The sequence below is a fragment of the Deltaproteobacteria bacterium genome (genome assembly GCA_019308995.1).
Taxonomy (GTDB): Bacteria; Desulfobacterota; Desulfarculia; order Adiutricales; family JAFDHD01; genus JAFDHD01.
Genome location: JAFDHD010000033.1, coordinates 18,089 through 44,644 on the forward strand (window position 1 = coordinate 18,089; position 26,556 = coordinate 44,644).

Here is a 26,556-nt window from a genome sequence, read left to right on the forward strand (position 1 = left end):
CTCATCCTCTTATGCCTGCAAGCAGAATCATTTTAAGTTTCTGAAGGTTGAAACGAGGGAAGGGCTCTGAATTCGTGAAAAAATTGAAGGAACTATGGGCGCGTTCATAGATTTCACGCACCGATCGGTTGTGGACTAGCCGGCGTCCGGATCGCCTGGAAGTGAAGAACATTTAATGGCTCATGTAAAAAAAAATTCAAGCTGTTAGCCTTTTATGAGAGGGGGTGACAAGAGCAATCCCGAACGGTTACGTATGTTACATTATCAGTGCATCTAAGTTATTAACAACTTTGATGCGATGAAGGCCGCCTTCATCTTTATGGGAGGTTATCTAAGAAACATCAGATGCAATGATAAGTTAGGGAATCCTTAAAGTTGGTATTTAGAGATAGCATAACCCAGTTGGTCTTCAATAATCCAGAGGAAATATTGCAGTATGACTGCTGCTGAAAATCTATCCTATCCAAGCGAGTTGGATTTCATATTCTCGGCGAAGCCTTGACATGAGCTGTATTGAGTTATTTTTTCTGCTTGCTTTTTTCAACTAAATCTAAATAATCCCTGTAGCTGATGATGACCGAAACGGGTTTGCCATGACGGTCCACCACAAACCTTTTGCCTTCCACTGACGTTTGATGAAGGATTTCTCCAAAAATCACCTTGGCTTTGGTAGCTGCGATCGGTTCCAAATCCTCGATTTTAATTTTTGTCAAAGGTATAACCTCTTTAAAACCTTTAATCTCTTAGATGCTTATCTATATTCCTACAATATGTCTTTAAAATCAATCTCTTTTTTAGATCCGGGCTATTGATCTCTTAGAGGCCATACCGGCGGAGCATTTGTCGAAGGTGGCGAGCTTAAGGTCCTCTCTTTAGCCGGGCCTGTCTGACATCAAAATGGTTGAGAGAATATGAGTAAATATTTTAGGGGGCTTCTAAAATTGAGCCGTTAAAATAGCTTCGTCTAGAAAATCTGTGGGTGAACGATTGAGCCCATTTGAGATAACAAACTGTTTTTTCATAGAAAATTATACGTCAGGAGCAAATATTTTTCAGTCTCAGATGATAAGCGTTGGCCGGTTCGGCGGTGCGATGAGAATGGGCCTCTAAAAAGCTCGTCGGAATTGCGCCGCCGAACCGGCCGGCGCTCCGGAGATAAAAATATGGTTTGACAACACACAGATTTTTTCAAAGAACCAAAAAATAATTTGTCAAGGGTGAACGATGTGGGCGCCTTCACCCCTGACAAGTCAACTAAACAAAGGCCGCCTCAATTAAGCGCCTCCTGATTTACTAATACATTAAAAAGTAACAAATTGTTTTATTTCTTAATCAAGATTATTTCCCTGCACTGGCTTAAAAGCTCTAGTCAGACGTTTGGCTCGGCCCCCTTTCAGCTTGGTTTGTTGCGACAGTCGACACCATAGGGGCTATCATTTCTTCAATCGGGCCCTTACGTCTTTTCAGGGTCAGAGCCAGGCCGGCGCCCACCAGGAGCATGATCCCGGCCAGGATGAATGAGGAATCAAAGCTGCCTGTGGCTGTCTTGAGCATCTGGGATAGCCGCCCCATGACAAAACCGCCCACTCCCCAGGCTGTGAAAACCAAGCCGTAGTTTATGCCAAAGTCCCGAAGGCCCCAGTAATCCTTGGTAAAGGAGGGGAAGAGTGCGAGATTGGTGCCATAGTTGAATCCGATTATGGTTGTCAGCACAACCAAGGCCACGGCACTGTTGACTTTCATCAGGGGGATGGCGATAAACATGAGCACGGCCTGAAATGTCAGCATGATGACCAGTGTTAACTTGCGGCCGATGCGGTCGGAGATAATTCCAGCCAGGATGCGACCGGAGGCGTTGCCCACGGCCATCAAGGCCACGACCAGGAAAGCCATTTCGCCGAGGCTCTTTTTAGCCATGCCTGCCACCGAGCCGATGACCATCAGCCCTGCCCCAGCGCCGATGAAATAGGACAGCCATATGATATAGAATGATCCTGTCTTTAGCATCTGACCCGGACTGAAAGCGTCTTCTAAAACCGGGGCAGCCGGGTTTGTGTCCGCCGTCGAGGTGCCGGGCACATAGCCTTGGGGAGGGTTTGTCAAAAGAAGGGCCAGGCCGCAGACGACGATAAAAAAGGCCACGCCAAAAAATAGCATTGCACTTTGCAGTCCCCAGACGCCAACGAGATATTTGGACAATGGGGCGATGTACACCGAGGCCAGGCCGAATCCCGATACAACCAGTCCAGCAATGAGACCGGTCCTGGCCGGGGGGAACCATTTCAGGGCCGGAGGTGTGGCCGAGGCGTATCCAAAGCCGATGCCAACGCCTGCCAGCACCCCGAATCCTAAAATCCAAACAATATAGCTGGCCGTTTGAGAAATCCAGATGAATCCGATTCCAACCAGAATTCCTCCGATGATGGCGGTGATACGCGGTCCAATTTTATCCTGACACTTGCCTGCCAGAATCATGGTAAAAGCAAAAACGATGCAGCATATGGCATAAGGGTCGTTCAAAGAGGCTGGAGACCAATTGAAGCTGCCCGGCCCACCGGTCTCGATGGATTTCTTGATAGCTTCCTTAAAAATGGACCAGGTATAGAGAATCCCCAAAGCCAGGTTGATCCCTGTACCGGAAAACGTGACAACCCAACCCCTGTTCCGGCTCGCTGAGGTCATATCTTTCCCCTTTCTGAAGGTTGTTCAGGTTGGTGGGCCAGGACCATCAAGGTCCCGGCCCCTGGGAATCACTCTTGTAGGCTCTGACGTCCTTCGATCAAGGCTTGCAGGACCTCGGGATCGGCGATGGTTGAGGTATCGCCAAGGTCGGTTGTTATCCCGGCAGCGATCTTCTGAAGGATGCGGCGCATAATTTTGCCGCTGCGGGTCTTAGGCAGGCCGCTGGCCCACTGGATCACGTCAGGATTGGCAATGGGTCCAATCTCCTTTCTAACAAGCTGTACAAGCTCTTTTTTCAGTTCCTCCGAAGGCTCAACCCCCGTGTTCAGAGTAACAAAGGCATAGATGCCTTGGCCCTTGATCTTGTGGGGGAAGCCAACGACCGCGGCTTCGGCTACCTCAGCATGGAGAACCAGAGCCGATTCGATTTCCGCGGTGCCGAGGCGGTGGCCGGAGACGTTGATGACGTCATCAATGCGGCCGATGATCCAGAAGTAACCATCCTCGTCCTGCTTGGCTCCATCGCCGGTGAAGTACATGCCAGGCGCCTGGCTGAAGTAGACCTCCTTAAATCGCTCGTGGTCGCCGTATAGCGTCCGCGCTATGCCTGGCCAGGAGCGTTTGATGAACAGAGCCCCTTCCTGGTTCGGGTATTGAACGGGCTCACCAGTCTCAATGTCCATTATGACCGGCTCTACGCCAAAGAAAGGGAACGAGCAGGAGCCGGGCTTAATCGGCCCCACACCGGGCAGAGGGGTAATGAGGATGCTGCCTGTCTCGGTCTGCCACCAGGTGTCCATAATCGGACACCAATCCCGGCCAATGTAATGATAGTACCATCTCCAGGCCTCGGGATTGATTGGCTCGCCCACGGTCCCAAGAAGCTTGAGCGTGGAAACATCATGTTTCTGCGCCAACTCCGCCCCCTCTTTGGCAATGGCCCGGATGGCCGTGGGCGCGGTGTAAAACTTATTGACTTTATATTTTTCCACCACGGCCCAGAAACGATCGAAGGCCGGGTATGAGGGGACGCCTTCGAACAGGACCGATGTCAGACCTTCGATCAGAGGACCGTAAACAATGTAAGTATGGCCGGTGACCCAGCCAATGTCCGCGGTGCACCACCAGACTTCATCATCTTTGAGATCGAAAACAAGCCTGACCGTCATGGCCGCCTGCAAGAGGTAGCCAGCGTGCGTATGAAGGACCCCTTTGGGCTTGCCAGTGGAACCGGAAGTATAAAGGATAAACAGCGGATCCTCAGCATCCATGCGTTCGGGCTCGACGTAATCGGGCAAGTCGGGCTGAGCCAGCGCTTCGTGCCACCAAACATCCAGGTCCGAATTAACATTAATATCCAGATCACAATGCTTATAAATAAGAACCGCCTCAACTTCGGAAACCCCTTCTAACGCTTTATCCACGTTTGCCTTAAGGGGGATGGCCCTGCCACCCCGGAAGCCGCCGTCCGCAGTGATGATGATGCGCGGTTTACAATCCTCGATCCGGTCGGCCAGGGACTCGGCGCTGAAACCTCCAAAGACCACAGAGTGGATAGCCCCGATTCTGGCACAAGCCAGCATGGCAACTGGTAATTGAAGGATCATAGGCATGTAGATAATGATCCGGTCGCCTTTATTAATACCCCGGGACTTCAAAAAGGCGGCCAGCTTATTAACCCGCTCATATAAATCCCGGTAGGTGATAGCTTCTGATTTCTCCGGGTCATCACCCTCCCAGTGATAGGCCACCTTATTTCCTATCTTATCCAGATGGCGGTCGAGACAGTCGTATGACGCGTTTAACATCCCACCGCCGAACCATTCAATATTGCCTTCATATAAGTCTTCGCGCAACACGAAGTCCCACTCCTTGAACCAGGTGAGGTGTTTTTTCGCCTGCTCAGCCCAAAAGGTATCCGGGTCTTCCAATGACTGCCGGTACATTTCCTCATACTGTTCCTTGCTGTTCACATAAGCAACTTTTCTATACTCGTCCAGATGGACGTCATACCATTTCTGTTCGGTTTCCATACATTCCTCCTCCTTTCAGGTTTAACCTTATATATATCGCTTTACCAAACGTCAATAGCTAAAGATTGACCAAGCAAGGAAAGTAAATTACATCCAAGCCGGTCACTCTGTCGCCATAACATTATTGAAAAAGGTTTTTCCATAACCACGGAATCATCTGTTCATAATAACCCGCTCTGTAAAGGCACAGGGGCTGAAGTTAAAATTCGCGGCTATCTGTCAAAATGGCCCCTGTGCACCTGCCTCAAATCGTCACTAATGACAAACCGAGCCCCAGAGTCAAACCTCGCTGGCTCAGATATGAGAGAAAATTCATTGCAGGCTTGGCCTGGCCTTATTAAATCAGCCTCTTTATCCAATACCTCCCCCTGACTGTGCGTTTGATCGAACACGGTGCTAGGCCGCATCGCTCTGTTTATCTCTGTTAAGACGACACTATCACCCTGTGTTGTTTTTCGCCAGTCTCCATCCCAGTTTAAGCAAAACCCAGGCCAAGAAACCTCTACCGAACGCCTGACACTAACTAATTTTTATTAGTGAACTACCACCGAGCGAGCTCGGTGGCTCCTAGGCCGAACAAGTTCGGCTGATCGCTGTGTGCTGACTATGCCAGCACACTACGATTATTATGGGACTCGCTGTCCCCTAAAACCCCTGCTCATAGCGGATGCCATTCATCCCACAAGCAAGCTTGTGGGTTTTCTGGCATAATTATATATAATGATCTTTATTCATCTTAGCATCCTCGTTATCGTGGTTGTCTCGATATTCATATCAAGACACCTGATTAAAAAACTTTTTACAACCCGTAAAAAAAGCTGACACCTTAACTAACCTTGGTTTGGAGCATCGCACCTCACTCCCAAAAAAAACAAATAATTATATATATTAAGAAGTTGGTAATCTAAAGGCGTGTAATTCCCTGCCAAAACAATCGCTCTGGCACAAGCCGGCCATAACTACCGCCCAGGTATCACAGTCTTATCTATCTGATATCTAATTTATTTTAATGTTTGGCACTTATGCCTTTTCGGTAATATCAACCATCTCCTTGGCATAGATTTTGATAAAATACCAAAATAGATAGGGCTTCATGACATGCCTCCACCCTGCTGAGCTAGAACTGAAAAGCGGGATTTCTGAAGATCATAAAGGGGCCTTATCGAGTATTGAAAACCGTGCCTGGCGTGCCAGGATCAAATTTTTTCTTGATTGCTTTAGAGGAGGAAGATTCGATGTTACAAGGGGCAGCCTTGAATTCGGAAAAAGTCAAGGAGCAGGAATTCACGGCTGAAGAGCTGGCCGCTGTTGATACTATCATTGAGCGCTACAAACTGAAACCCGGATCACTCATCCCTATTCTGGAGGAGATTCAGGAAACCATTGGATACCTTCCGAAATTAATTCAAAAGAGGGTCGCCCTTGACCTGAAAATTCCTTTCACTGAAGTATACGGGGTCGTTACCTTCTACTCATTTTTTACGATGGCGCCCAGAGGCAGGCATACCATTCGAGTTTGTCTGGGCACGGCTTGCTATGTCCGGGGAGGCCAAAAGAACCTTGACATGCTTACTAAAATCTTAAAAGTGGCTCCCGGGGAAACTACTGATGATAGACGTTTTTCGCTGGAAACAGTCCGTTGCCTGGGGGCATGCGGTTTAGCCCCCACCATGATCATTGATAACGATACTTATCGCCAGGTGAAATCTTCCAGGCTCTCCGACATCATCAAGGACTACGACTGATCAAGGAGCAAACTGATGTTAAAGCTGAAGGTAAAGGATCTCGACCGAATGAAAAAGGAGGTCCTTAAATCGTCGGCCTTGAAGGCGGCAAATAAAAAGGCCCGAATCACAGTGCATATGGGAACCTGCGGCATCTCCTCCGGTGCAGATAAAATTTATAAAACACTTAAGGCAGAGCTGGATCGCTCAGGAAGTGATGGAATCTCCATCGTTACCTCCGGATGCGCTGGTATCTGCAACAAAGAACCACTGATCACGGTAGAGAGACTGGGAGAGGAGCCCATCAAGTACGCGGAATTAACCGAGGAAAAAGCTCGGGAAATCTTTCAAAAGCATGTCTTGAACGGACAGTTGCAGACCGACTGGGTATTTGCCAGGGGATGGGAACAAAAGGATAAGGATTTTAAAAAGCCGCCTAAACCTGGTACTGAGGACATCTCTTCTATCCACGACATCCCGTTCTTCGACTTGCAGGAACTCCGTGTCATGCGAAACCGCGGTCTGATTCAGGCGGAGAGTATCGAGGAATACATTGCCAGGGATGGATACGCCGCAGCAGCCAAGGCCCTGCACAAGATGACCCCTGATGAGATCATCGGCGAGATAAAGGAGTCCGGGCTGAGAGGTCGTGGAGGGGCTGGATTTCCTACCGGCATGAAACTGGAATTTACAGCCAGATCAAAAGGAGAAATCAAGTTCGTCCTGTGTAACGCTGATGAAGGCGACCCTGGAGCCTTTATGGATCGTTGTGTCTTAGAGTCTGACCCCCATGCGGTCATCGAAGGCATGATTATCGCGGCCAGAGCCATCGGGGCTCACCAGGGCTATATCTACTGCCGCGCGGAATATCCGTTAGCGGTCAAGATGTTGAATCTCGCCATCGAAAAGGCCCGAAACTACGGGCTTCTGGGCAACGATATCCTTGAATCCGGATTCGCATTTGATCTCGAAGTTTATCGTGGCGCTGGCGCCTTTGTCTGCGGCGAGGAAACGGCGCTCATGACCTCCATTGAAGGCAAACGAGGCGTGCCCAGGCCCAGGCCGCCTTTTCCCGCTGTCCAGGGCCTGTGGAAGAAACCCACGGTGCTCAATAACGTTGAAACCCTAGCCAACATTGCCCAAATCATTCTCCACGGCGGTAAATGGTACGCCAGCCTCGGCACCCAGAGGAGCAAGGGGACCAAGGTCTTTGCCCTCACTGGAGATGTCAATAATGTGGGACTCGTGGAAGTGCCTATGGGGATGCCAATTGGGACCATTATTTATGACATCGGGGGAGGTATTCCCAATGGAAAACGGTTCAAGGCGGTTCAGTTAGGCGGTCCTTCTGGCGGGTGCATACCGACTGAGCATCTCAATGCGCCAGTGGACTACGAATCTATTATAGACCTGGGCGCTATCGTCGGATCGGGCGGCATGATCGTCATGGACGAGGATAAGTGCCTCGTGGACGTGGCCCGATTCTTCATGGAATTTTGTGTCGAGGAATCCTGCGGGAAATGCACGGCCTGCCGGGTGGGCACCCGGAAGATGCTGGAGATATTGACCAGAATCTGTGAGGGACAAGGCAGGGAAGGCGACATTGAAACCCTGGAGAAGTGGGCTGAAATCGTTCAAAACACGGCCCTGTGCGGCCTGGGACAGACGGCGCCCAATCCGGTATTGTCCACCCTTCGCTACTTTCGGGATGAGTACGAAGCCCATATCCGTGATAAGCGATGCCCGGCGGTGGTATGTTCCAATCTTTTCAAGACACCCTGCCAACATGCCTGTCCAGCCGAGATGGATGTCGTAAGTTACGTGGCTCTGGTTCGTGCGGGACGGTTAGATGACGCCTATAAAGTGCTTCTAAAAACCAACCCCTTCCCCTCGGTATGCGGCAGAGTCTGCAACCACCGATGTGAATCTAAATGCAGGCGAGGCACCCTGGATCAGCCTGTCAGTATCAAATTCCTGAAACGCTTCATCACAGACAATGGCTCTAAACCTGAGGTTGAGAAGGTACCGGTGACACGGCAAGAAAAAATCGCCGTTATCGGCGCAGGCCCATCGGGTATGACAGCGGCACGAGAACTGGCGTTAAGAGGTTACGCTGTCACGGTCTTTGAAGACCTTCCCCAGGCTGGAGGAATGCTTCGTTGGGGAATCCCTGAGTACCGTCTTCCGAGGGATATTCTTCAGGCCGAGATTGATAATATCCTTACTCTTGGCGTAGAACTCTGTTGCAACACAAAGGTTGGCAGAGAAGTCTCCTGGGAGAGTATCCGTAAAGACTTCGATGTTATTTATCTGTCGATCGGCGCCCAAAACAGTACCAAACTTTCAGTAGAAGGCGAAGACCTTGCAGGCGTTGTCGGAGCTGTGGAATTTTTACGCGAATTGAACATGGGCGGGAACCCCTCTGTTGGGAAGCGCGTGGCGGTCATCGGGGGCGGCAATTCGGCCATTGACGCCTCACGTTGTGCTTTAAGATTGGGCGCCGAGGAGGTCATGATACTTTATCGAAGGTTACGTCCGGATATGCCCGCCCAGGAAGAGGAAATTGAGGCGGCTGAAGATGAAGGCGTAAAAATAGAATACCTGGTAAAGCCCCTGCGTTTTTTAAGCAATAACGGCCGCGTGCGAAAGGTTGTTTGCCAGAGGATGTCATTAGGTGACTTCGACGCCAGTGGAAGAAGAAAGCCGGTGCCAATAGAAGACGATTACCGCACTCTGGATGTGGATCAAGTAATCGTGGCTACCGGGCAGTCAACCGATCTCGCCTTCGCTGTCCAAAACGGAGATATCAATGTCTCCAAAAGGAATCTCGTGGAAATCGAGGCAGGAACATGCACGCGCGCAGGTGAAGCCATGATATTTGCGGGAGGAGATGTCGTCACAGGTCCCGATACTGTGATTGGGGCGATTGCAGCAGGACGGAAGGCAGCCGCTGAAATCGATACGGCTGTCCGGGAGCGTAATGGCGAATCAGCATACAGCCCGCTCCCTGAGGAAGAGATTGATATACCAAAAGTTATTGATGAAGAGATTCAAGAAAGGCCTCGAAAAATCATGCCCAATGTCCCTGCAGCCGAGAGGGTCCGAGATTTTCGCGAAGTGGAACTCGGTTTCTCCAAAGAGGCTGCACTGGCTGAGGCCTGTCGCTGCCTCCGGTGTGATCTCACGGCGGAAGAAGAGGTTTAATGGGTTCAGTCACAGATGTTTGATCTTGAGTGTCAATAAATTTTTCCAAATGCCCAAGGGTGATCCTTATGGAGCAGAAGCCGAAAATAAAACTGACTATTGATGAAAAAGAGGTTGTGGTTGAAGAAGGCGCAACCATTTTGGATGCCGCCCGGCAAAACGATATTTATATCCCGACCCTGTGTCACCACCCTGCCCTCTCCAATTGGGGAGGATGCCGTTTATGCGTGGTCGAGGTGGATGGCAACCCCAGGCTGGCGGCTAGTTGCGTTATGCCTGTCCGGGAAGGGATGGAGGTGGTTACTACCAACGAGAGAATCATCGAGGCGCGGCGAATCATTCTGGAGTTTCTTTTTTCCGAAAGGAACCATTTCTGCATGATTTGCGCGCAGAGCGGAGACTGTGAGCTTCAGAGCCTGGCCTATGAACTGCAGATGGACCACCTGACTGTGCCTCAGTCATTCGAAGAATTCCCGCTGGATATAACAAACGAGTATATGGTCATTGACCATAATCGTTGTGTTCTCTGCGGCAGGTGTGTTCGCGCCTGTCATGAGATTGCAGGCGCATATGTGCTCAATTTCCACAATCGGGGACCGGAAACTATGATCGGTTTTGACTTCAACGATAGCAGAGAGGAGTCAACCTGCCTAAATTGTGGGATCTGTATGCAGGTGTGTCCTACCGGCGCCATATATAACCGTTATCGGTCCCACTATGCCGTGAAGGGCCATAAAAAGGAGGATTGGCAAACGATCGAATCCTTCTGCCCGCAGTGCGGCCTAATGTGCCCCACAATCTTAACGGTCCAGGACAACAACATCGTCAAGATAGAAGGGAAACTCCAAGAGAATCAATCACGACCGGATCGTGGACAACTCTGCTATATGGGCCGCTTCGAGCCCCTGAAAAATAACGGCGCCCGGCTCGTCAAGCCATTGGTCCGGGAAAGCGATGGAGATTGGGTCGAGGAAACATGGGACACCGCCCTGGTGTTCCAATGAGGAGCTGATGCTCTTCAGAGACCTCATGACCAACGGCTGGAGCGCCGGTTACATGGATACCCTGGACGGCTCTCATTTCAGGACTATTTCCGGTGCCTGGAGGATCATGGAAAATCATTTCAGCGAGGCCTCATGGAAGTTGATCCCTGACTGTGACTGCCTTATTGTCGTCAGTGCAGATCCATACCAGAGCCAGCCCATCATCTCATCACTCATACGGAAGTCTGTCCTGGAAACTGGCACGAAATTAATCGTGATCGGCCAGGAGAATCCCTTGCAGCTTTGGAGTTCTTTCCATTTTCCTGTCAAAAACGGGGATGAGGTTCAATTAATTAAAGCTCTCTGGGCAGAGGCGATCAGCTCCATTAAACCTCCACCGCACATTAAAAACTGGAAAGTTGCTTCCAAGGAGGCCGAGGGGGTTGACATTTCTAAGTTAATCAAAAAGATTGGCCTGAGCGAAAAGATGAAAGAAGCCTTCCGTGAAGCGGCTACAATATTCGCCAGATCAATCAACCCCATGTTCATCGCAGGAGCAGGGCTGACCGGTCAGGAAGAGCCTTATGGTCTGAGGGAGTTAATGAAACTGGCCGAATTAAAGGATCTGTTGCCCGGCGACACCTTGAGGCTGATTATCCTGAAACCGAATGGAAACAGCACCGGCGCATGGATTCTGAAGCTGTCCTCCGACAATATAATAAGCAACCACAATAAACTAAAAGGCGGGCTTATTCTCCTGGGAGGGGAAGATACTTCAAAGATCCAGGTTTTAGACAGGTTGAATGGACTGGATTTTCTTGCAGTTCTGAGCCCGTATTTCCCAGAGGCTCTGGCCGATAAAGCCGATGTCCTCATCCCCAAACCGTTATGGATGGAAGAAAACGGGTCATACACCTCCCTGGATGGCCTGGCCGTCCGCCTGAAGAAAAGGGCGCTTCATCCGCCAGAAGGTGTCAAAGAAACCTGGCGGACGATGATAGAACTGGCTAACCGAACCAAGTTTCGTCCCAGCTACGCGACCTGGAATGAACTGGTTGAGCAAGCACTTGATGAGATGAAGCTTCTGGTCGTGAACAGGACTTAAAATGTACGGGAGCTCGGACAAGATGCCTGCTTCTATGAGAATTGGAGGCAAATAAATGGGAAAGCCTAAAGTTGCCACAGTCTGGCTGGAAGGATGTTCAGGATGCCATATGTCCTTTCTGGACTTAGACGAGGGCCTGCTGGATATCCTCAACTCGGTCGTTCTGACAACAACCCCGATTACCGATTTCAAGGATTTTGACTTTGAGGAGGTGGACCTGGGGATTGTCGAGGGCGCCATCGGGAATACGGAGCAGGAAGAGATCGTCAAAGAGCTTCGCCAGAAATGCAAGATTCTTATGGCATGGGGAGATTGTGCGGTCTTTGGAGGGATTAACGTTTTGCGCAACTGGATACCGAAGGAGGAGGTCCTAAGACGCGGTTTCCTGGAGACGGAAAGTACCGTGGACGGCGTAATCCCCGACGATGAAGAACTGCCAGCTCTTCTGGATAAGGTCCTTCCGGTCAATGCAGTCGTGCCTGTGGATGCATACGTGCCAGGCTGCCCGCCTTCTCCGGAGGCTATCGCCTTTGCACTTAAGGAAATCCTGGAAGGGAGGATCCCCATTCTTCCAGCTGATATGATTCACTTCGACTGAGGAGGTCGAGAAATGGCTGCGACTCGAAAGATAACCATTAACCCTGTAACGCGTGTGGAAGGGCATGGAAAGGTCACGATCCATCTGGATGAGAACGGTGAAGTGACAGACGCTCGTTTTCATATAACACAATTCCGAGGGTTCGAACGATTCTGCCAGGGACGATCCTTTGAGGAGATGCCGATTATTACTCAGAGGATCTGCGGGATATGTCCGGTCAGTCATCAATTGGCTTCGGCCAAGGCCTGCGATGCTATTTTAGGGGTTGAGATTCCAGAAACAGCACGGTCCCTTAGGGAGCTGGAACATATGGGCCAGTTTATCCAGTCCCATGCGCTCCACTTCTTCTACCTAGCAAGCCCGGACCTCCTTCTCGGCTGGGACGCTGATCCAGCCAGGCGGAATGTGGTCGGAGTGGTGGGTGAATTTCCAGAGATAGCGAAACAGGGCATCTATCTTAGGAAGTTCGGGCAGGAAATAATCAAGGCCTTGGGCGGTAAAAGAATACATCCGTCCTTTGCGGTGCCTGGAGGCGTCACGAGCGCCCTGGCGGAAGAAGACCGTGATCGTTTGTTAGGCGGATTTGAAAAGGCCCATGAAGCATGCCGCACCGGCCTGGATTTCATGAAGGGCCTGGTTAAAAATAATTCTGATGAAATGAGGAGATTTGCTAACTTTTCATCCAATTATATGGGCCTGGTGGATTCAAAAGGCCGGCTCAACCTCTATGATGGAAAACTCAGGATAATAGACGGCGAAAAAACGCTTGTGGCCGAGTTCGATCCAGCCAACTACCTGGAGTATCTGGGCGAGAGAGTCATGCCATGGTCTTACATGAAATTCCCTTACTTTAAACCTGCCGGGTGGCCTGACGGGTATTACCGGGTTGGACCTCTGGCCAGGATTAACGTTGCAGACGGCTTGAGCACGCCTTTAGCCCAGGAGGAATTTGAAAGATATGAACAGATAGCCCTGTCCGGGCTCATGGGCGCTTCACTTTTGTACCACTACACCAGACTGATGGAAATCCTGTATGCCCTGGAACGGGCTGAGGAACTGCTTACGGACAAAAATATCACGAGCACGGACATTCGCTTCACTGCCGACCCTTCGCGTGAGGAAGGCGTGGGGGTTATTGAAGCGCCGAGGGGCGTTCTCATCCATCATTACATGGTGGACGGGTATGGGCGCATTACCAAGGCAAACCTTATTGTGGCTACCTGTCATAACAACATGGCCATGAACCGCTCCATCCAGCTTGTCGCCAGGGAATACATCAACAACGGCCAGGTGAAGGAAGGCATACTGAATCGAGTCGAAGGCGCGATACGGTGCTATGATCCCTGCCTTTCATGTGCGACTCATGCCCTCGGTCAGATGCCTCTAAAAGTTCAGGTTTACAGCTCTAACGGCGAACTTTTAACAGAATTACAACGAGATTGAGAGGAAACATTTTTGGGGTCAAAGCATTTTCTATCTGGGTGATAGGCTATGGGAATCCCCAGCGTAGGGATGACGGACTGGGCCCGTATGTGGCCAGCAGATTAAAAGAAGCTCTTAAAGAGAAAGATGAAGTCCTCTTTCATAAGCTTCACCAGCTTGAACCTGATCTGGCCGAGGATTTACGGGAAGCTTCACTAATTATCTTTGTAGATGCCACCATCAAAAAAGTGAAAGGAGGATGGCAATGGGAAAGGGTGGAGCCGGAACCTGGCAGGCCTTACCCCCCGACGCATTATATCAAACCGTCATTTCTCCTGGGCATGATCGAGTCGCTTTATCATCAATGTCCGCGGGCCTGGTTGATCTCCATCCAGGGCGATGACTTTAGCTTTGGAGAAGGGTTGTCCCTGGAGGCTGAGAAAAGGGCTTGCCAGGCCATAACCGGGATAGTCAATTTTATTGAAACCGAAATTTTTCTCTTGACCTCAAAGTCAAAATAGTGAAGCTGTAATTGAGGAATCCAGCATCTAACCGGGAAAATAAGCAATTGCCTGGACCGAGATTTTATTAATGTTTGCCATAAAATCAGGGAGGATCAAATGGAGGCTGCTGCAGATATACTTATAATCGAGGATGATAAAGACCTGGTCAATTCTCTGCGCATCATCCTGGAAGATAAAAAGTATAATGTCAGGGCCGGCTATAATGGGAAGGAAGGATTTGGTGAGATTGAAAAAAAGACCCCGGACCTCATTCTGCTGGACGTTATGATGGCAACCGACACCGAAGGGTTTGACCTGGCTTATAAACTCAGGAATAATCCTAAGTACAAAGATATCCCAATTATCATGATCACCAGCTTCGTCCAGAAAATGGCTGAAATAGGGCCGGAAAAATTCCAGCACATATTGGGAGAAAGCTGGCCGGTTTCACATATCCTGGAAAAACCGATCGAGCCGGAGAAACTGCTTTCTGTGATAAAGGACTTCCTCCAGTAAGCAGATAAAAAAATATAAGCCGGCCCCGGGCCGTTTTTAAGGCCGCTTTTTAAAGGGAGCCCCTGATGAAACTGGGGTATGTATTGCTCAGGGAGCAGCTATTCTTTCGCCAGGAGCTGAAAGAGAGAGTCTTCTGGTTCATCAAGCTGAGATGGCTGGCCGTGGCAGCGACTCTGGCTGGAAGCTGGATCGCTTATCTCCTGGGTCTGAGCTTACCGATCTTCCCGTTGACTATCATTTCTTTCTTTGTTCTCCTGTATAATGTCGTGTTCCTATCTGTCGGAAGAAGACTGGATATGTCCGCACCTCACGATGTTAAGCCCTTCACCGTATTCGCCCACACCCAGATATCGCTTGATTTATTCGCGCTTTTTTTGATGATCTATTTCACTGGCGGGATCACCAGCCCCTTATTGATCTTCACCATTTTTCACATAATCCTGGCCGGCATCCTGCTCACCCCTGTTGCTTGCTATTTATATGCAGCCGTGGTTCTCGCGGTTTCAGGTGGCCTGATGCTGGCCCAACACACAGAGCTGCTGCCTTTGCAACCGATTCTGTTCAACAAAAGCCTCTTATTCTTATTCTTGTATGGCCGTGGTCTTCCTGGTTTGTTAATCATTTTTATAGCCTTTGCCACCGCTATTTTAATTTCGGCCTTTCTCATTACCTCCATAAAGCAAACCCTGAGGACCAAGGGGCGGGAACTCCTCCAGGTCTCCCATGAACTGGACTCCAGCAATGTAAAGCTGACCGCCCTTTATGAGATGGTCAAGGAGATTGGGCTGAAATCCGACCTCCAGGAACTCATGGATGCGGCCACCCGCCATGCAACCAGGGTCATGGGCGTCAAAGGGTGTTCCATCAAGCTCCTGGATGAGCGGAAAAGATATCTCAAATTTGGTTCGACCTTTGGTCTGAGCGAGGACTATCTGTCCAAGGGGACCATTGACATTAAAAAAAGCCCGATCAATTACAAGATCCTCCAGGGCTCCCCTTACATCATCGGCCATATTGATGAGAGGGATTACTTCCAGTATCCCGAGGACATCCGGAAGGAAGGCATCGCTTCGATGCTCTGCCTCCCCTTACGGGTAGAAAAAATGATCTTCGGGATATTCTGTGTCTATTGCACGGAGTTGTATCGCTTTGCTAACAACGATGTAGAATTTTTTTCACTCCTGACCGAGTTGACGGCCCTGGCCATGGAAAACCTTAAGGGTGAACTAACTAAATCCTGGTTTATGATAAAGGCCGCGCACCAGATGCGCTCTCCCCTCAACGCCGTCTATAGTATGCTTAAATTGATCCATAATAAATACGTCGGGCCGGTTGAGGAAAAACAGGAAGAAATACTGGAACGGTGTGAAAAAAGGATAGAGCTCCTTGGACATCTCATTAACGATCTGCTGAAACTTGGGGAAAAACGCGCCGAGGCTGCCGGAACAGAGCTTTATCTGGTGGATTTTATAGAGGTCATGAACAACCTGTTTCCGGTTTTTCAGGATCAGGCTCTGGGCAAAGAACTGATCCTGGAATTTGATACTCAGGATCCCATCCCGAAAATAATGGCTGATGATGGACTCATGGATGACCTTATCACCAACCTCGTCTCAAATGCCATTAAATACACCCCGCAAAAAGGCAGAATACAAATCTCCCTTTCCAGAGAAGGTGATGAATGGGTTCGGTTCGAGGTCTCCGACACGGGTATCGGCATCTCTGAAGAGGAATTTCCCCGTCTGTTTACAGAATTTTTCCGGGGTGAGAATGCCAAGGCCCTGGTGGAGGAAGGAACAGGCTTAGGCCTTGTTATTGTCAGGGAAATACTGGACCAATTGGGAGGCACCATCCACGTGCAAAGCGAGGTCGGTCAGGGTTCCCGCTTCACCTGCCTCTTCCCCGTCGCCCCAAATCAATAATTTATTTCAAGCCTTGATATCAGCATATCCGAGGCAGAAGCTCTCCGGTAAGCATATCAATAATTCTTGACGTTCCAAATCTGGTCGTCATGACGACCCGGCCGGGGTGCTCTGGCACGATCTCGCCGATGACCTCCGACTGGGCGCCGTATTTGTGCCGCCGCATCCTGGCTAAAACCGCTTCGGTCTCTTCTGGAGAAATCACGGCCACCAGTTTTCCTTCATTGGCCAGGTAAAGAGGATCAAACCCCAGGAACTCACAACCTGCCTGGACCGCTTCGTTGACAGGGACCCTCGCTTCCTCGATCCTGATACCCACCTTGGATTTATCAGCCAGCTCATTGAGGGTGCTCGCGAGTCCGCCTCTGGTAGGGTCGCGGAGACATCTGATCTCCTTTGACACCTCAATCATCTCCGCCACCAACCCATTTAAAGGGGCGCAATCGCTCTTAAGAGAGGTCTCAAAATTCAATCCTTCCCGCTGGCTCAGGATAGCCATGCCATGGTCCCCGATTGGTCCACTCAGGATGATTTTATCGCCTAGCCTGGCATTGGAGCCGGAGATGTCCACGCCTTCAGGGACAAGCCCGATTCCGGCGGTGTTAATGAAGACCTTATCCGCATTCCCCCGGTTCACCACCTTGGTGTCGCCTGTAATTACCTTTATACCAGCCTCCTCTGCGGCTGTTTGAATCGAAACCATGATTCTATTGAGCTCATCCATGAAAAACCCCTCTTCGATGATGAGGGAAAGGCTCAGGTACAGGGGAACGGCTCCGGACATGGATAGATCGTTCACGGTACCGCACACAGCCAGTTTGCCTATATCTCCTCCAGAAAAAAAGATAGGGTGCACCACATAACTGTCAGTGGTAAAGGCCACGCGGCCGAAAATTTCAAAGGTCGCAGAATCATCCAGCTTGCAAAGGAGGGGATTATTTAAAATGCTGACTAGGTGCTTCTCCACCAGGTCATGGCTCAACCTTCCACCGCTTCCATGCGCCAGGAGAATCTTATCTTTCATGGCTAGTCGCTCCATATTGGAAATAAGCCGCGCAGCTGCCTTCGGAAGAGACCATACAGGGTCCGACCGGGTGGTCCGGGAGACAGCCCTTGCCAAAAAGCTTGCAGTCAAGAGGCGTTTTAATCCCCCGAAGTATTTCCCCGCAGATGCAGCCCTCTGGATCGGAAACTGATCTTTGACTGATTTCAAAGGCTTCTTCCGCGTCAAAGGCGCGATATTCATCTTTGAGTCTGAGCCCGCTGTCAGCAACCTCGCCGAGACCCCTCCAGTTGGCGTTGCTAACCTCAAAAACGCTTTCCATAATCTTAAGCGCCTCTTTATTCCCCTCGGGCCTGACAGCCCGGGGATAGGCGTTCTCAACTTTTGGCTGACCGCTTTCGATTTGCTTAACCAGCATCTCGATGCACTGGAGAATATCCAGCGGTTCAAAACCCGAAACTACACAGGCAATGCCATAATCCCTGGAGATAAACTCATAAGGACGGGACCCGATAATAGTACTGACATGACCGGGGCAGATGATCCCGTCGAGCCTGACCTCCTTTGAATCCAGAAGGGCCTTCATCACCGGAGGGCAAAGCTTGTGAAGAGAAAGCACATAGTAATTGCTCATTCCTCTCCTCTCAGCCTCAAGGATGGACGCAGCAATGGTCGGGGCAGTCGTCTCAAACCCAATGCCGATAAAGACTACGGACTTTTCAGGGTCTTTTTGCGCAATACCAAGAGCGTCTTGAACCGAATAAACCACGCGAACGTCTCCTCCTTCAGCCCTGACCTTTTCCAGACTGGTATCGCTTCCCGGAACCTTGAGCAGATCGCCAAAGGTGACGACGATAACCTCAGGCAGCCTGGCTAGGCCAATGGCTTTATTCAAATCGGCGGTCGCGGTGACGCAGACCGGACAGCCCGGGCCTGAGAGCAGCTGCACCTGCGGCGGCACGAGCTGCCGGATGCCGTTTTTCATGATGGCCACGGTATGCCCGCCGCAGAATTCCATAAGCCTCACCGGCCTGGTGGAGCGCTGGTGAATCCTGTCCGCCAGCCGCCTGACCATCTCCGGATTACGATATTGGTCCAGGAAATTCATTACATGAACTCTGCAAGCTCTGTGAGCTGTCTCAAAGATTCCCGGGCCTCATCCCCGGACATAACCGTGATGGCATAACCTGTATGAACCAAAACATAATCTCCTACTTTAACCTCCGGGGTGATGACAATACTGATCCTGCGGGTCACGCCGCCTGTCTCCACCTCAGCCTCCTGACCATCTATTTTTTTGACCAATGTTGGAACGGCCAGACACATGATTTGACCCCCTTGGCTTTCAGCCTACCATAAAATTGGCGGCAACAGCTTGTCCCAGAGAGACACCACCATCATTACAAGGAACCTCTTGATGCGTGAAGACCGTGAGGCCCGCTTCCTCCAAATATCTCCGGGTAAGCATAGAAAACAATCGGTTCTGAAACACACCGCCGCTTAAAGCCACCTGATTCACTCCAGCCCTCTGAGCCAGAATTTGACACATCTCAACGACCATCCAGGCCATGGTGTTATGAAATCTGGCGGATATTTCAGCCTGCGAAAGCCCCTGGGCCAGGTCTGAGAGGATTCCCTTGAAGAGTTCCCGGAGGCGCACCACCATAAGCCCGTTTCGCTCATTAATTTCAAATAAATATCTTTCAGATCTTGCTATCTCTTCCGAGGCAACCATTTCAAGCTCAATAGAGGCCTGAGCTTCATAATCCACCCGGTCCCTGACGCCTATCAAAGCCGAGACACCGTCAAAAAGACGCCCCGAACTGGATGTCATGGGCGAGTTGACGGCTTTTTCAATCTGTTTTTTTATAAGGTCAATCTCAAGGCTTTTCAAAGGCGAAAGAAAGGCCAGCTTCTGATTCAAAGCATCTTCCCCCAGTAACGTTAAAAGGTAGCTGATTGCCATGCGAAAGGGCTTCCTGACAGCCTCGGCGCCGCCGGGCATGGGTACGTATTCCAGATGCCCCATCCGCCTGAAATTCCCGTAATCAGCCAGCAGGAATTCTCCTCCCCAGATGCGGCCGTCAGTACCGTATCCTGTCCCGTCGAAAGCGACCCCCAAAACAGGCGGCTTGATATTATTTTCCGCCATGCAGCTCACGATGTGCGCATGATGATGCTGAACCGGAACCATCATAAGATTGTTTCTTAGCTCTTTTAGCTGAAAGGCATACCTGGTGGAAAGGTAGTCTGGATGCTGGTCATAGGCCACAATTTTCGGCTCAAGGCGGAAAAGCTTTTTATATAACTCGATCGTGTTCTCAAAATGGCTTAAAACCTCGAAACTATCCATGTCTCCCAGGTGCTGGCTCAGAAAGGCATACTCGTCTCTGGTCAGGCAGAAGGTGTTCTTGAGTTCGGCCCCGCAGGCCAAGACCTCCTTGGCCTTAAATGGCAAGCGAATAGGATCAGGAGCATAGCCTCGAGCCCGCCTGATCATCTTGAGACGGCCCTGCTCTATCATGGTCACACTGTCGTCATAGCGGGCATGGATGTCTCGATCATGCAGCAGGAAGTAGTCGGCGATCTTGCCCAGCTTTTGCAAGGACTCATCATTATCCTTGGCAATGGGTTCTTCGCTTATATTACCACTGGTCATGACCAGAGGCAGACCGACCTCCCTCATCAATAAATGGTGAAGCGGAGTGTAAGGCACCATGACCCCTAAGTAATTATTATTAGGGGCCACCATGGGAGAAATGAAACGCGTGTGCCTGTGCTTTAAAAGAACAATGGGTGATGCGGGGGAAGTAAGAAGCGCTTCCTCTTCGCCTGAAACAAAACAGTATCTCTTGATTTCGTCCAGGTTGGACATCATCACGGCCAGAGGCTTGAATGGTCGGCGCTTCCTCTGCCGCAGGAGCTGAACCGCATTTTCATCTGTGGCGTCACAGGCGAGTAAGAATCCTCCAAGCCCCTTAACAGCTAAGATGTTTCCCTGCTTGATGAGCCTTGCAGCGTCAACGATGGGATCATACGAAGAAATCGTCAGGCCGGCTCGATCGGTGAGTTCGAGCCTGGGGCCGCAATTTGGGCAGGCATTAGGTTGGGCGTGAAACCGGCGATCCAGGGGGTTTTCATACTCACGCTGGCACTCAAGGCACATCTTAAAACGATGCATGGTCGTGTTAACCCGATCATACGGAATATCCTCGATGATGGTAAACCTGGGGCCGCAGTTAGTGCAGTTTGTGAATGGATAACGAAAGTGCCGATCCCTTGAATCAAAAATCTCCGCCTGACAAAATGGACAGGTGGCAATGTCAGGTGAGATAAGCTGGTATCCCCCCGCTTCAGCCCGGCTGTCTCGAATCACGAACCGATAATATCCGGACGGCGCTGAAAAATGAAAGGCGACCTTCTCGATCTGAGCCACGGGCGGGGCTTCTGTTTTTAGGCCTGCTAAAAAGCGCTCGATAGCCTCGCCACTGCCTTCAACCTCGATCCTGACGTCTCCTGAGGTGTTGCACACCCAACCCTTAAGGTCATGTTTTACGGCCAACTGGTAGACAAAGGGCCTGAATCCAACACCCTGGACTATGCCTCGGACGCTTACTTGAGCTTTCTTTAAGCCCTCAACCATAGAGACTCAACCCTTTTTAATATTACCAGAACCATACCATATTGATTCTTTATTCATGAGCCGGTCAGAAAGAGGAACATCATTAAAATTTTTAAGATCTGCATTGATTACAAAAAATCCTGACATATTTAAGTTTAAAGAGTGCAATTCATATACCAAACCAACTCCCGGTTTATATCTAAAGATCCAGGCTCTGGATGGAGCTGGCGATTCTGAAATGCTTCGCTTGGGCTTCCCCTCACGCCCGACCTCCCTGCTCATTCTTTCCGCCTGTGTCTTCCTGCTGATGCTCCTTACTAGTCTTCTTTTTACAATTTGTAAAGATTCTTGACAGGCATTTCTTTTAAGATGCAGAAAAAAAACGACAGGTCTGGCTAAACGAATATTACTTATTTTCAAATAAAAAGGCAAAAAACCAGATAAATTTCGTCTTGGCACAAGCATTGCTCTATCATTTTAAGGATAAGTCAAAAACGAGTGTCACTGTTGGACAAGGATCATGGCTTGGGCCATCATCTCTGAGGCTCAGAAAAAAATGCAGCTCCTTTTGCCAAATCTTTTATCTCTATCTAGTACCGCTTCCCGCCATAATTTCCAGTTCCAGCCGCCGGACAAACCCTTCAAAGTTGGGTGAATTGCGGCGCGCTTGAGTGGACCATGAACGAGGTATCAAGTCCAGTGGAGGAAATCTGAAATTATTTTCAGATTCTGTTAAGATTCCTGGAAGTAGTTTCATTGTTAGACGAAAAAAATTGACACTACCATTGGTTTGCATTAGAAAGAACTAGCAAAAGAATCTAGAGACAATCTATGAGGATGTTTGGAAGCGCTTAATCGGTTATTTTTATCTAGCCATGAAAAAAGAGGAGGGCCAATGGCTGACGCGGAAAAGAGGGAATTTCTTAATCATTTAGAATCAGAAGTAATTCAAATGGGCGGAGGAGCTAAGAAGGGTCTCATTAGTAAAAGAGAATTAGAGGAGGCAGAAGAAATAAGGGTGTCAATACGTCCTCCAAAGTTCTTAGGGAGTATTGAGCTGTTTACCCTTCGGAAGCTGGAACCGGCTGATTACCACCTTATCCTGTTGGCTATCCCGAGAGGCAAGGATGGGTGTTGATTTCAAAACAATGACAGCAGCCTTAAGTATGCCAAAGAAGGTAATGGATAAGCAAGGAAACGAACATCTAACAAAAGGAGGTCGTTATGATCAGAACAGCCGAGCAGTATGTGGAAAGTTTGAGAGATGGCAGGATAATTTATCTCAACGGAGAAAAAATACCTGATATTACAAAGCATCCGTCTTTCAAGGGACCCATCAATGCCAGAGCCCTGAGTTATGTGCTTTATAACCACCCCAAGTTTAAGGATCTCCTCACTCTGGAGGAGGATGGTCAAAGATTCCTGTTTCTGTGGAAACAGCCCAAGACCGCTGAAGACCTGGTTAAACGAAGGGACCTTTATATTACCTGCATGCGCTGGGGCGCCGCCATGAGCGGTATGGGACCTGACGCCTTGGCTGCCTCAGGCGTCACAGCGGCAAGGATGGATAAGGCGTTGGGCACTAATTATACCGAGGCTGTGGAGGACTATCGTAATCATCTAAAAGAAGCGGACCCGGCTATTACGGGCGCCATCACCGATGTAAAGGGAAACAGGGGCATGCGTCCTTCGGCGCAGGAACAGCACCAGGATTTTTATGTCAGGATTGTTGACAAACAAAAGGATGGAATAGTGGTGCAGGGGGCCAAGATGCACATCAGCGCCACCCCGACGGCCAATGAACTGATCGTTTCCCCATGCCGGGCTCATCGTGAAGAGGACAAGGATTATGCCGTCGTCTTTGCCACACCGATAAATGCTGAAGGCATCAAACTGCTGACTTCGCCCCCATACTACTCCGAAACAGGGGAGGAGGCTGAGTGGAACTGGCCTGCATCTGGACGCTATGCAGGGGTCAGCGAGTGTTTGATTGTCTTTGATAATGTTTTTGTGCCCTGGAACAGGGTGTTCATGTGCGGTGAATGGCAGTATACCAGGGACCAGGCCTGGATGTTTGGCGTTTTCCACCGTCTTTTCGGCTCCTGTCATAAGGTGATATCCACTGAACAGGATGCAGGTGTGGCAGCACTCATGGCGGAATACAACGGCATAGACAGGTATGCCCATATCCAGGAAAAATTGGCCTGGCTCGCCATGCACGCGCAACTCGTGGATGCCATGTCCCGGGCCGGATGCGCGAATCCTGATTACTTCCCTGATATAGGTCTGGCAGCTCCCAATCTCATGTATACCAATATCGCCAAATATATTTTTGCAAATGAGCAGCATGAGACTTCCAAGATTGTGGCGGATATTGCCGGCGGGCTGCCATCCACGGCCTTTTCCTATAAAGATTGGATGAATCCCGAAGAAAGACCCTATATTGAGAAATACCTTGCAGGCAAGAATGGCGTGCCCACGGAGCACCGGCTGCGTGCCGTGAGGCTGGTAAAGGATTTAATCGGCCACGGTCACGACGGGGCGTTCATTCACACAGAAGGCTCACTTGCAGCGCAGAAGATGGCGATATACGCTGCCGCCCCCTGGGACAAATACAAGGCTGTAGCTAAAAGAATTGCCAGAATCCCGGGCTGGAAAGAGCACCCTGATTTAAAGGAGTTGCCTGACTGGCCACCTGAATTTATAGTTTAATGACAGGGTAATCTTAAGTAGCCACTGAGGCGGGTTAAGAGGCATTGTTTAATAAATAGTCAATGAACTCTCAGTCAAGTGATCGTAAAAACCAATTAGTCGTCAATAATGGCTGAGTTACCCGGGTCGGATGCGGCCTGAATGACAAAACAGAAGCAAAATTTAAAATACCTTCTCCGATTTATTCGGAGAAGGTATTTTAATAATAATCTGAAATGTAAAAGGTGAGAAAGGCCTCCCCATGAAGATTGCAATTGAACACGCTCTTGCATTAGAAAAAAGTAAGAAATCAAATATATGGAAAGAAAGTTATGCCATCCGGTCTTATGAGGTAAATTCCAAAGGCAGCCTTTCTATTATATCGCTTTGTCACCTGATGCAGGAGGCCGCGGAAAAACACGCCATCACCATGGGACTGGCTCTTGAAGACCTGCGTTCTGATAACCTGACCTGGGTCCTTTCCCGTTTTGCGTTAAAAATAGACGCCTATCCCGGCTGGAAAGATCAAATCCAGGTCTATACCTGGCCTTCCGGAATTCAACGGTTGTTTGCCTTAAGGGACTTCCTGGTTACCGATCAAGACAACCGGCCCTTGGCCGCCTCGGTCTCGGCCTGGCTTATCATCAACGCCGAAACCAGACGTCCTGTAAGAATGCAGCCTTTTATTGACAAACTCAACATTGTCGAGCAGGACCACGTCCTGAGGCATAAACTCGATAAGCTTCCCGAGCTTAAGCGACATGGCCATGGACAACGATTCCGCGTCAGATATCGAGACCTTGACTTGAATCAGCATGTCAACAACGTTAGCTATATAGAATGGGTAGTTGAAAGCGTGCCCTCAGATATTCAAAACACCTCCACCCTCTCTGAGCTTGAAATAAACTTTCAGGCCGAAGCATTCTTTGGCGATCACGTTGTGGCCAGATGTCATCCGCAAAGTACTGACCGCAGCACATTTCTTCACAACATTATTCGTGAAGGAGACAATCAGGAGGTTGTCCGGGCAAAAACCGCCTGGAGAAAAGTGAATGCCATAAACCAAAAAAATATCTAATTTCAATATATTACAAAATTCATCATTTGACACATCAATCCTTTTCACGTTATATTTAATACTAGGGAAAGTAATTTTTAGCGCCTCTTTAGCCCTGATCTTGCTGTCTCATGGATAACACTTTATCAAGAATATGACCGTCTGTAAGCTGTTCATATCAAGGTGTCCTCATGGAACTTATTATCACCCATGATCGAGCGGACTTTGACGCGGTCGCCTCTATGCTCTGCGCCAGAAAGCTTTTTCCGAAGGCCGTTCCTGTGCTTCCCAAGACATCGGTCTTCAAGCTTAAGGCGGTCCTTTCATTATACCGGAACGTAACCAATTTTCGCTCGATTCGCTATCTTAAGAAGCTGAAGGATCTTTCTTTGGATCAGATTATCGTGGTTGACACAAAGAAAAAAGATAAACTAAAGGATTTTGCGCCATATTTGGGAAGTGTCGGCAACCGCCTCCTGATCTTTGATCACCATCCCCCCACCTCGAATGACCTGACTTGGGGCACATTGGAGCAGTTTCCACATGGCGCCAATGCCACAGGCCTTTTCTTTAAACTCATGGAGCAGGACATCGAATTGACACCTGCGGAAGCTACAATAATTATGCTAGGCATCTATGCGGATACAGGTAAACTGACATATCCGGGAACGAAAGCAGAGGATGCCATAGCGGTCGGTAAACTGCTTCATCTCGGAGCAGACCTCCAATCGGTTAATCACTATCTCCGCCCCTTTTTCGATCCGGCCCAGCGCTCCCTTTTTCGAGAGATGCTTGCCTGCCTTCAAGAGATTGATATAGAGGGATACAAGGTGGTCCTGGTGAAAATAAGGATGGAAATGCCTGTTCAAGGGCTTTCCGTACTTCTCGCCAGTGCGAGCGATATGGTTGGCGCGGATGTCATTCTAGGTATTTTTGGGTCCCATACCAGGCCCGGGGTGCAACTCATCATTCAATCCCTGGTACCCGAGATTCGCGCCGGGGAAATCTGCAGTCATTTCAACGGCGGCGGCCATGCCGGCGCAGCAGCGGCCTTCCTGCCTCACCTGAACATGGACACCGTGACCGAGGCCTTGTTAAAGATAGTCTCCGAAACCCCCTTCCCAGGCACTAAGGTTAAAGACATCATGACACCCACTGTCATTACGATTCCTTCTCATCTTTCCCTTCAGGAAACAGCAGAACGTCTAAGTCGTCAAAGAATCCGCGGAGCTCCGGTGATGGATAAGGCTGAGAGATTGGTCGGCATGATCTCTGTACGGGACATAGAAAAAGCTCGATTGCAAAAACTTCTCCATGCGCCCGCTTCCGGTTTCATGGCGCATAAGGTTATCACGATCCACCCTGAAGCCCCTCTCATCACTGCAAGAAAGCTCATCTCCTCTCACAACATCGGCCGACTCCCGGTCATGGAGGATACGAAGCTGGTGGGCATCGTTTCGCGGGCAGATATCCTTCAAGTCCTTAATGACA

Annotated in this window: 21 protein-coding genes; 13 read left to right on the plus strand and 8 right to left on the minus strand. The window is 49.7% G+C overall.

The window, feature by feature from the left end:
• Nucleotides 1–518: 518 nt before the first annotated feature.
• From JRI95_07660 to acs, 3 genes are all read right to left on the minus strand, one after another.
• Entirely contained in the window at nt 519–713 is a 195-nt protein-coding gene (locus JRI95_07660) for a type II toxin-antitoxin system prevent-host-death family antitoxin (GenBank protein MBW2061424.1), read from the minus strand.
• Nucleotides 714–1,365: 652 nt separating this feature from the next.
• Complete coding sequence (locus tag JRI95_07665; protein MBW2061425.1) at nt 1,366–2,682, minus strand: OFA family MFS transporter; 1,317 nt, start codon at nt 2,680–2,682, stop codon at nt 1,366–1,368.
• A gap of 68 nt (nt 2,683–2,750) precedes the next feature.
• Nucleotides 2,751–4,715 (minus strand): acetate--CoA ligase, encoded by a 1,965-nt coding sequence (acs, locus tag JRI95_07670; protein ID MBW2061426.1) that lies wholly within the window; start codon nt 4,713–4,715, stop codon nt 2,751–2,753.
• A gap of 1,235 nt (nt 4,716–5,950) precedes the next feature.
• On the opposite strand from acs, the gene JRI95_07675 reads away from it, so the two are divergent.
• The 9 genes from JRI95_07675 (at nt 5,951) to JRI95_07715 (ending at nt 16,692) form a co-directional block, all read left to right on the plus strand.
• Nucleotides 5,951–6,460, plus strand: a complete 510-nt coding sequence (locus tag JRI95_07675) for an NAD(P)H-dependent oxidoreductase subunit E (GenBank protein ID MBW2061427.1) — start codon at nt 5,951–5,953, stop codon at nt 6,458–6,460.
• Nucleotides 6,461–6,475: 15 nt separating this feature from the next.
• The gene (locus JRI95_07680; GenBank protein MBW2061428.1) at nt 6,476–9,643 is read left to right on the plus strand and encodes an FAD-dependent oxidoreductase; all 3,168 of its coding nucleotides are present in this window, start codon (nt 6,476–6,478) and stop codon (nt 9,641–9,643) included.
• A 68-nt stretch (nt 9,644–9,711) separates the two neighbouring features.
• A complete protein-coding gene (locus JRI95_07685; GenBank protein ID MBW2061429.1) occupies nt 9,712–10,647 on the plus strand; it encodes a (2Fe-2S)-binding protein in 936 nt (311 codons plus the stop codon).
• 7 nt (nt 10,648–10,654) lie between these two features.
• Complete coding sequence (locus tag JRI95_07690) at nt 10,655–11,731, plus strand: molybdopterin-dependent oxidoreductase (protein ID MBW2061430.1); 1,077 nt, start codon at nt 10,655–10,657, stop codon at nt 11,729–11,731.
• A gap of 55 nt (nt 11,732–11,786) precedes the next feature.
• The gene (locus JRI95_07695; protein ID MBW2061431.1) at nt 11,787–12,329 is read left to right on the plus strand and encodes an NADP oxidoreductase; all 543 of its coding nucleotides are present in this window, start codon (nt 11,787–11,789) and stop codon (nt 12,327–12,329) included.
• A 12-nt stretch (nt 12,330–12,341) separates the two neighbouring features.
• Entirely contained in the window at nt 12,342–13,772 is a 1,431-nt protein-coding gene (locus JRI95_07700; protein ID MBW2061432.1) for a Ni/Fe hydrogenase subunit alpha, read from the plus strand.
• Nucleotides 13,769–14,272 carry a hydrogenase maturation protease gene (locus JRI95_07705; GenBank protein MBW2061433.1) on the plus strand — a complete coding sequence of 168 codons (504 nt, stop codon included), beginning with the start codon at nt 13,769–13,771 and terminating at the stop codon, nt 14,270–14,272. Before JRI95_07700 ends, JRI95_07705 begins: the two co-directional genes overlap by 4 nt.
• A 99-nt stretch (nt 14,273–14,371) precedes the next feature.
• Entirely contained in the window at nt 14,372–14,770 is a 399-nt protein-coding gene (locus JRI95_07710; GenBank protein ID MBW2061434.1) for a response regulator, read from the plus strand.
• Nucleotides 14,771–14,835: 65 nt separating this feature from the next.
• Entirely contained in the window at nt 14,836–16,692 is a 1,857-nt protein-coding gene (locus JRI95_07715; protein ID MBW2061435.1) for a GAF domain-containing protein, read from the plus strand.
• Between the two features lie 19 nt (nt 16,693–16,711).
• On the opposite strand, the gene hypE is transcribed toward JRI95_07715, so the two are convergent.
• Genes hypE through JRI95_07740 form a run of 5 tightly spaced genes read right to left on the minus strand, consistent with a single transcriptional unit; the run spans nt 16,712 to nt 21,776 of the window.
• Nucleotides 16,712–17,716 carry a hydrogenase expression/formation protein HypE gene (gene hypE, locus JRI95_07720; protein MBW2061436.1) on the minus strand — a complete coding sequence of 335 codons (1,005 nt, stop codon included), beginning with the start codon at nt 17,714–17,716 and terminating at the stop codon, nt 16,712–16,714.
• A complete protein-coding gene (gene hypD / locus JRI95_07725) occupies nt 17,706–18,803 on the minus strand; it encodes a hydrogenase formation protein HypD (GenBank protein MBW2061437.1) in 1,098 nt (365 codons plus the stop codon). The genes hypE and hypD overlap by 11 nt, the downstream gene beginning before the upstream one ends.
• Nucleotides 18,803–19,021 (minus strand): HypC/HybG/HupF family hydrogenase formation chaperone, encoded by a 219-nt coding sequence (locus JRI95_07730; GenBank protein MBW2061438.1) that lies wholly within the window; start codon nt 19,019–19,021, stop codon nt 18,803–18,805. The genes hypD and JRI95_07730 overlap by 1 nt, the downstream gene beginning before the upstream one ends.
• A 19-nt stretch (nt 19,022–19,040) precedes the next feature.
• Complete coding sequence (hypF, locus tag JRI95_07735) at nt 19,041–21,338, minus strand: carbamoyltransferase HypF (protein ID MBW2061439.1); 2,298 nt, start codon at nt 21,336–21,338, stop codon at nt 19,041–19,043.
• A 6-nt stretch (nt 21,339–21,344) separates the two neighbouring features.
• Nucleotides 21,345–21,776 (minus strand): hypothetical protein, encoded by a 432-nt coding sequence (locus JRI95_07740; GenBank protein MBW2061440.1) that lies wholly within the window; start codon nt 21,774–21,776, stop codon nt 21,345–21,347.
• 436 nt (nt 21,777–22,212) lie between these two features.
• Here JRI95_07740 and JRI95_07745 point away from each other — a divergent pair, with 436 nt between their 5' ends.
• The 4 genes from JRI95_07745 to JRI95_07760 all read left to right on the plus strand — a co-directional run.
• On the plus strand, nt 22,213–22,455 hold the full coding sequence (locus tag JRI95_07745) for a hypothetical protein (protein ID MBW2061441.1): 243 nt from the start codon (nt 22,213–22,215) through the stop codon (nt 22,453–22,455).
• 86 nt (nt 22,456–22,541) lie between these two features.
• A complete protein-coding gene (locus JRI95_07750) occupies nt 22,542–24,029 on the plus strand; it encodes a hypothetical protein (GenBank protein MBW2061442.1) in 1,488 nt (495 codons plus the stop codon).
• A 241-nt stretch (nt 24,030–24,270) separates the two neighbouring features.
• Nucleotides 24,271–25,086, plus strand: coding sequence for a hypothetical protein (locus tag JRI95_07755; GenBank protein ID MBW2061443.1), 816 nt, complete (start codon nt 24,271–24,273; stop codon nt 25,084–25,086).
• A gap of 170 nt (nt 25,087–25,256) precedes the next feature.
• Nucleotides 25,257–26,556: CBS domain-containing protein (locus JRI95_07760; protein MBW2061444.1), on the plus strand; the 1,300-nt coding region annotated here is incomplete at its 3' end.

Excerpts from the sequence above, each read along its gene's own strand:
- JRI95_07665 (MBW2061425.1), bottom strand. The coding sequence starts at position 2,682 with ATGACCTCAGCGAGCCGGAACAGGGGTTGGGTTGTCACGTTTTCCGGT.
- acs (MBW2061426.1), bottom strand. The coding sequence starts at position 4,715 with ATGGAAACCGAACAGAAATGGTATGACGTCCATCTGGACGAGTATAGA.
- JRI95_07675 (MBW2061427.1), top strand. The coding sequence starts at position 5,951 with ATGTTACAAGGGGCAGCCTTGAATTCGGAAAAAGTCAAGGAGCAGGAA.
- JRI95_07680 (MBW2061428.1), top strand. The coding sequence starts at position 6,476 with ATGTTAAAGCTGAAGGTAAAGGATCTCGACCGAATGAAAAAGGAGGTC.
- JRI95_07685 (MBW2061429.1), top strand. The coding sequence starts at position 9,712 with ATGGAGCAGAAGCCGAAAATAAAACTGACTATTGATGAAAAAGAGGTT.
- JRI95_07690 (MBW2061430.1), top strand. The coding sequence starts at position 10,655 with ATGCTCTTCAGAGACCTCATGACCAACGGCTGGAGCGCCGGTTACATG.
- JRI95_07695 (MBW2061431.1), top strand. The coding sequence starts at position 11,787 with ATGGGAAAGCCTAAAGTTGCCACAGTCTGGCTGGAAGGATGTTCAGGA.
- JRI95_07700 (MBW2061432.1), top strand. The coding sequence starts at position 12,342 with ATGGCTGCGACTCGAAAGATAACCATTAACCCTGTAACGCGTGTGGAA.
- JRI95_07710 (MBW2061434.1), top strand. The coding sequence starts at position 14,372 with ATGGAGGCTGCTGCAGATATACTTATAATCGAGGATGATAAAGACCTG.
- JRI95_07715 (MBW2061435.1), top strand. The coding sequence starts at position 14,836 with ATGAAACTGGGGTATGTATTGCTCAGGGAGCAGCTATTCTTTCGCCAG.
- hypE (MBW2061436.1), bottom strand. The coding sequence starts at position 17,716 with ATGAAAGATAAGATTCTCCTGGCGCATGGAAGCGGTGGAAGGTTGAGC.
- hypD (MBW2061437.1), bottom strand. The coding sequence starts at position 18,803 with ATGAATTTCCTGGACCAATATCGTAATCCGGAGATGGTCAGGCGGCTG.
- JRI95_07730 (MBW2061438.1), bottom strand. The coding sequence starts at position 19,021 with ATGTGTCTGGCCGTTCCAACATTGGTCAAAAAAATAGATGGTCAGGAG.
- hypF (MBW2061439.1), bottom strand. The coding sequence starts at position 21,338 with ATGGTTGAGGGCTTAAAGAAAGCTCAAGTAAGCGTCCGAGGCATAGTC.
- JRI95_07745 (MBW2061441.1), top strand. The coding sequence starts at position 22,213 with ATGGCTGACGCGGAAAAGAGGGAATTTCTTAATCATTTAGAATCAGAA.
- JRI95_07750 (MBW2061442.1), top strand. The coding sequence starts at position 22,542 with ATGATCAGAACAGCCGAGCAGTATGTGGAAAGTTTGAGAGATGGCAGG.
- JRI95_07755 (MBW2061443.1), top strand. The coding sequence starts at position 24,271 with ATGAAGATTGCAATTGAACACGCTCTTGCATTAGAAAAAAGTAAGAAA.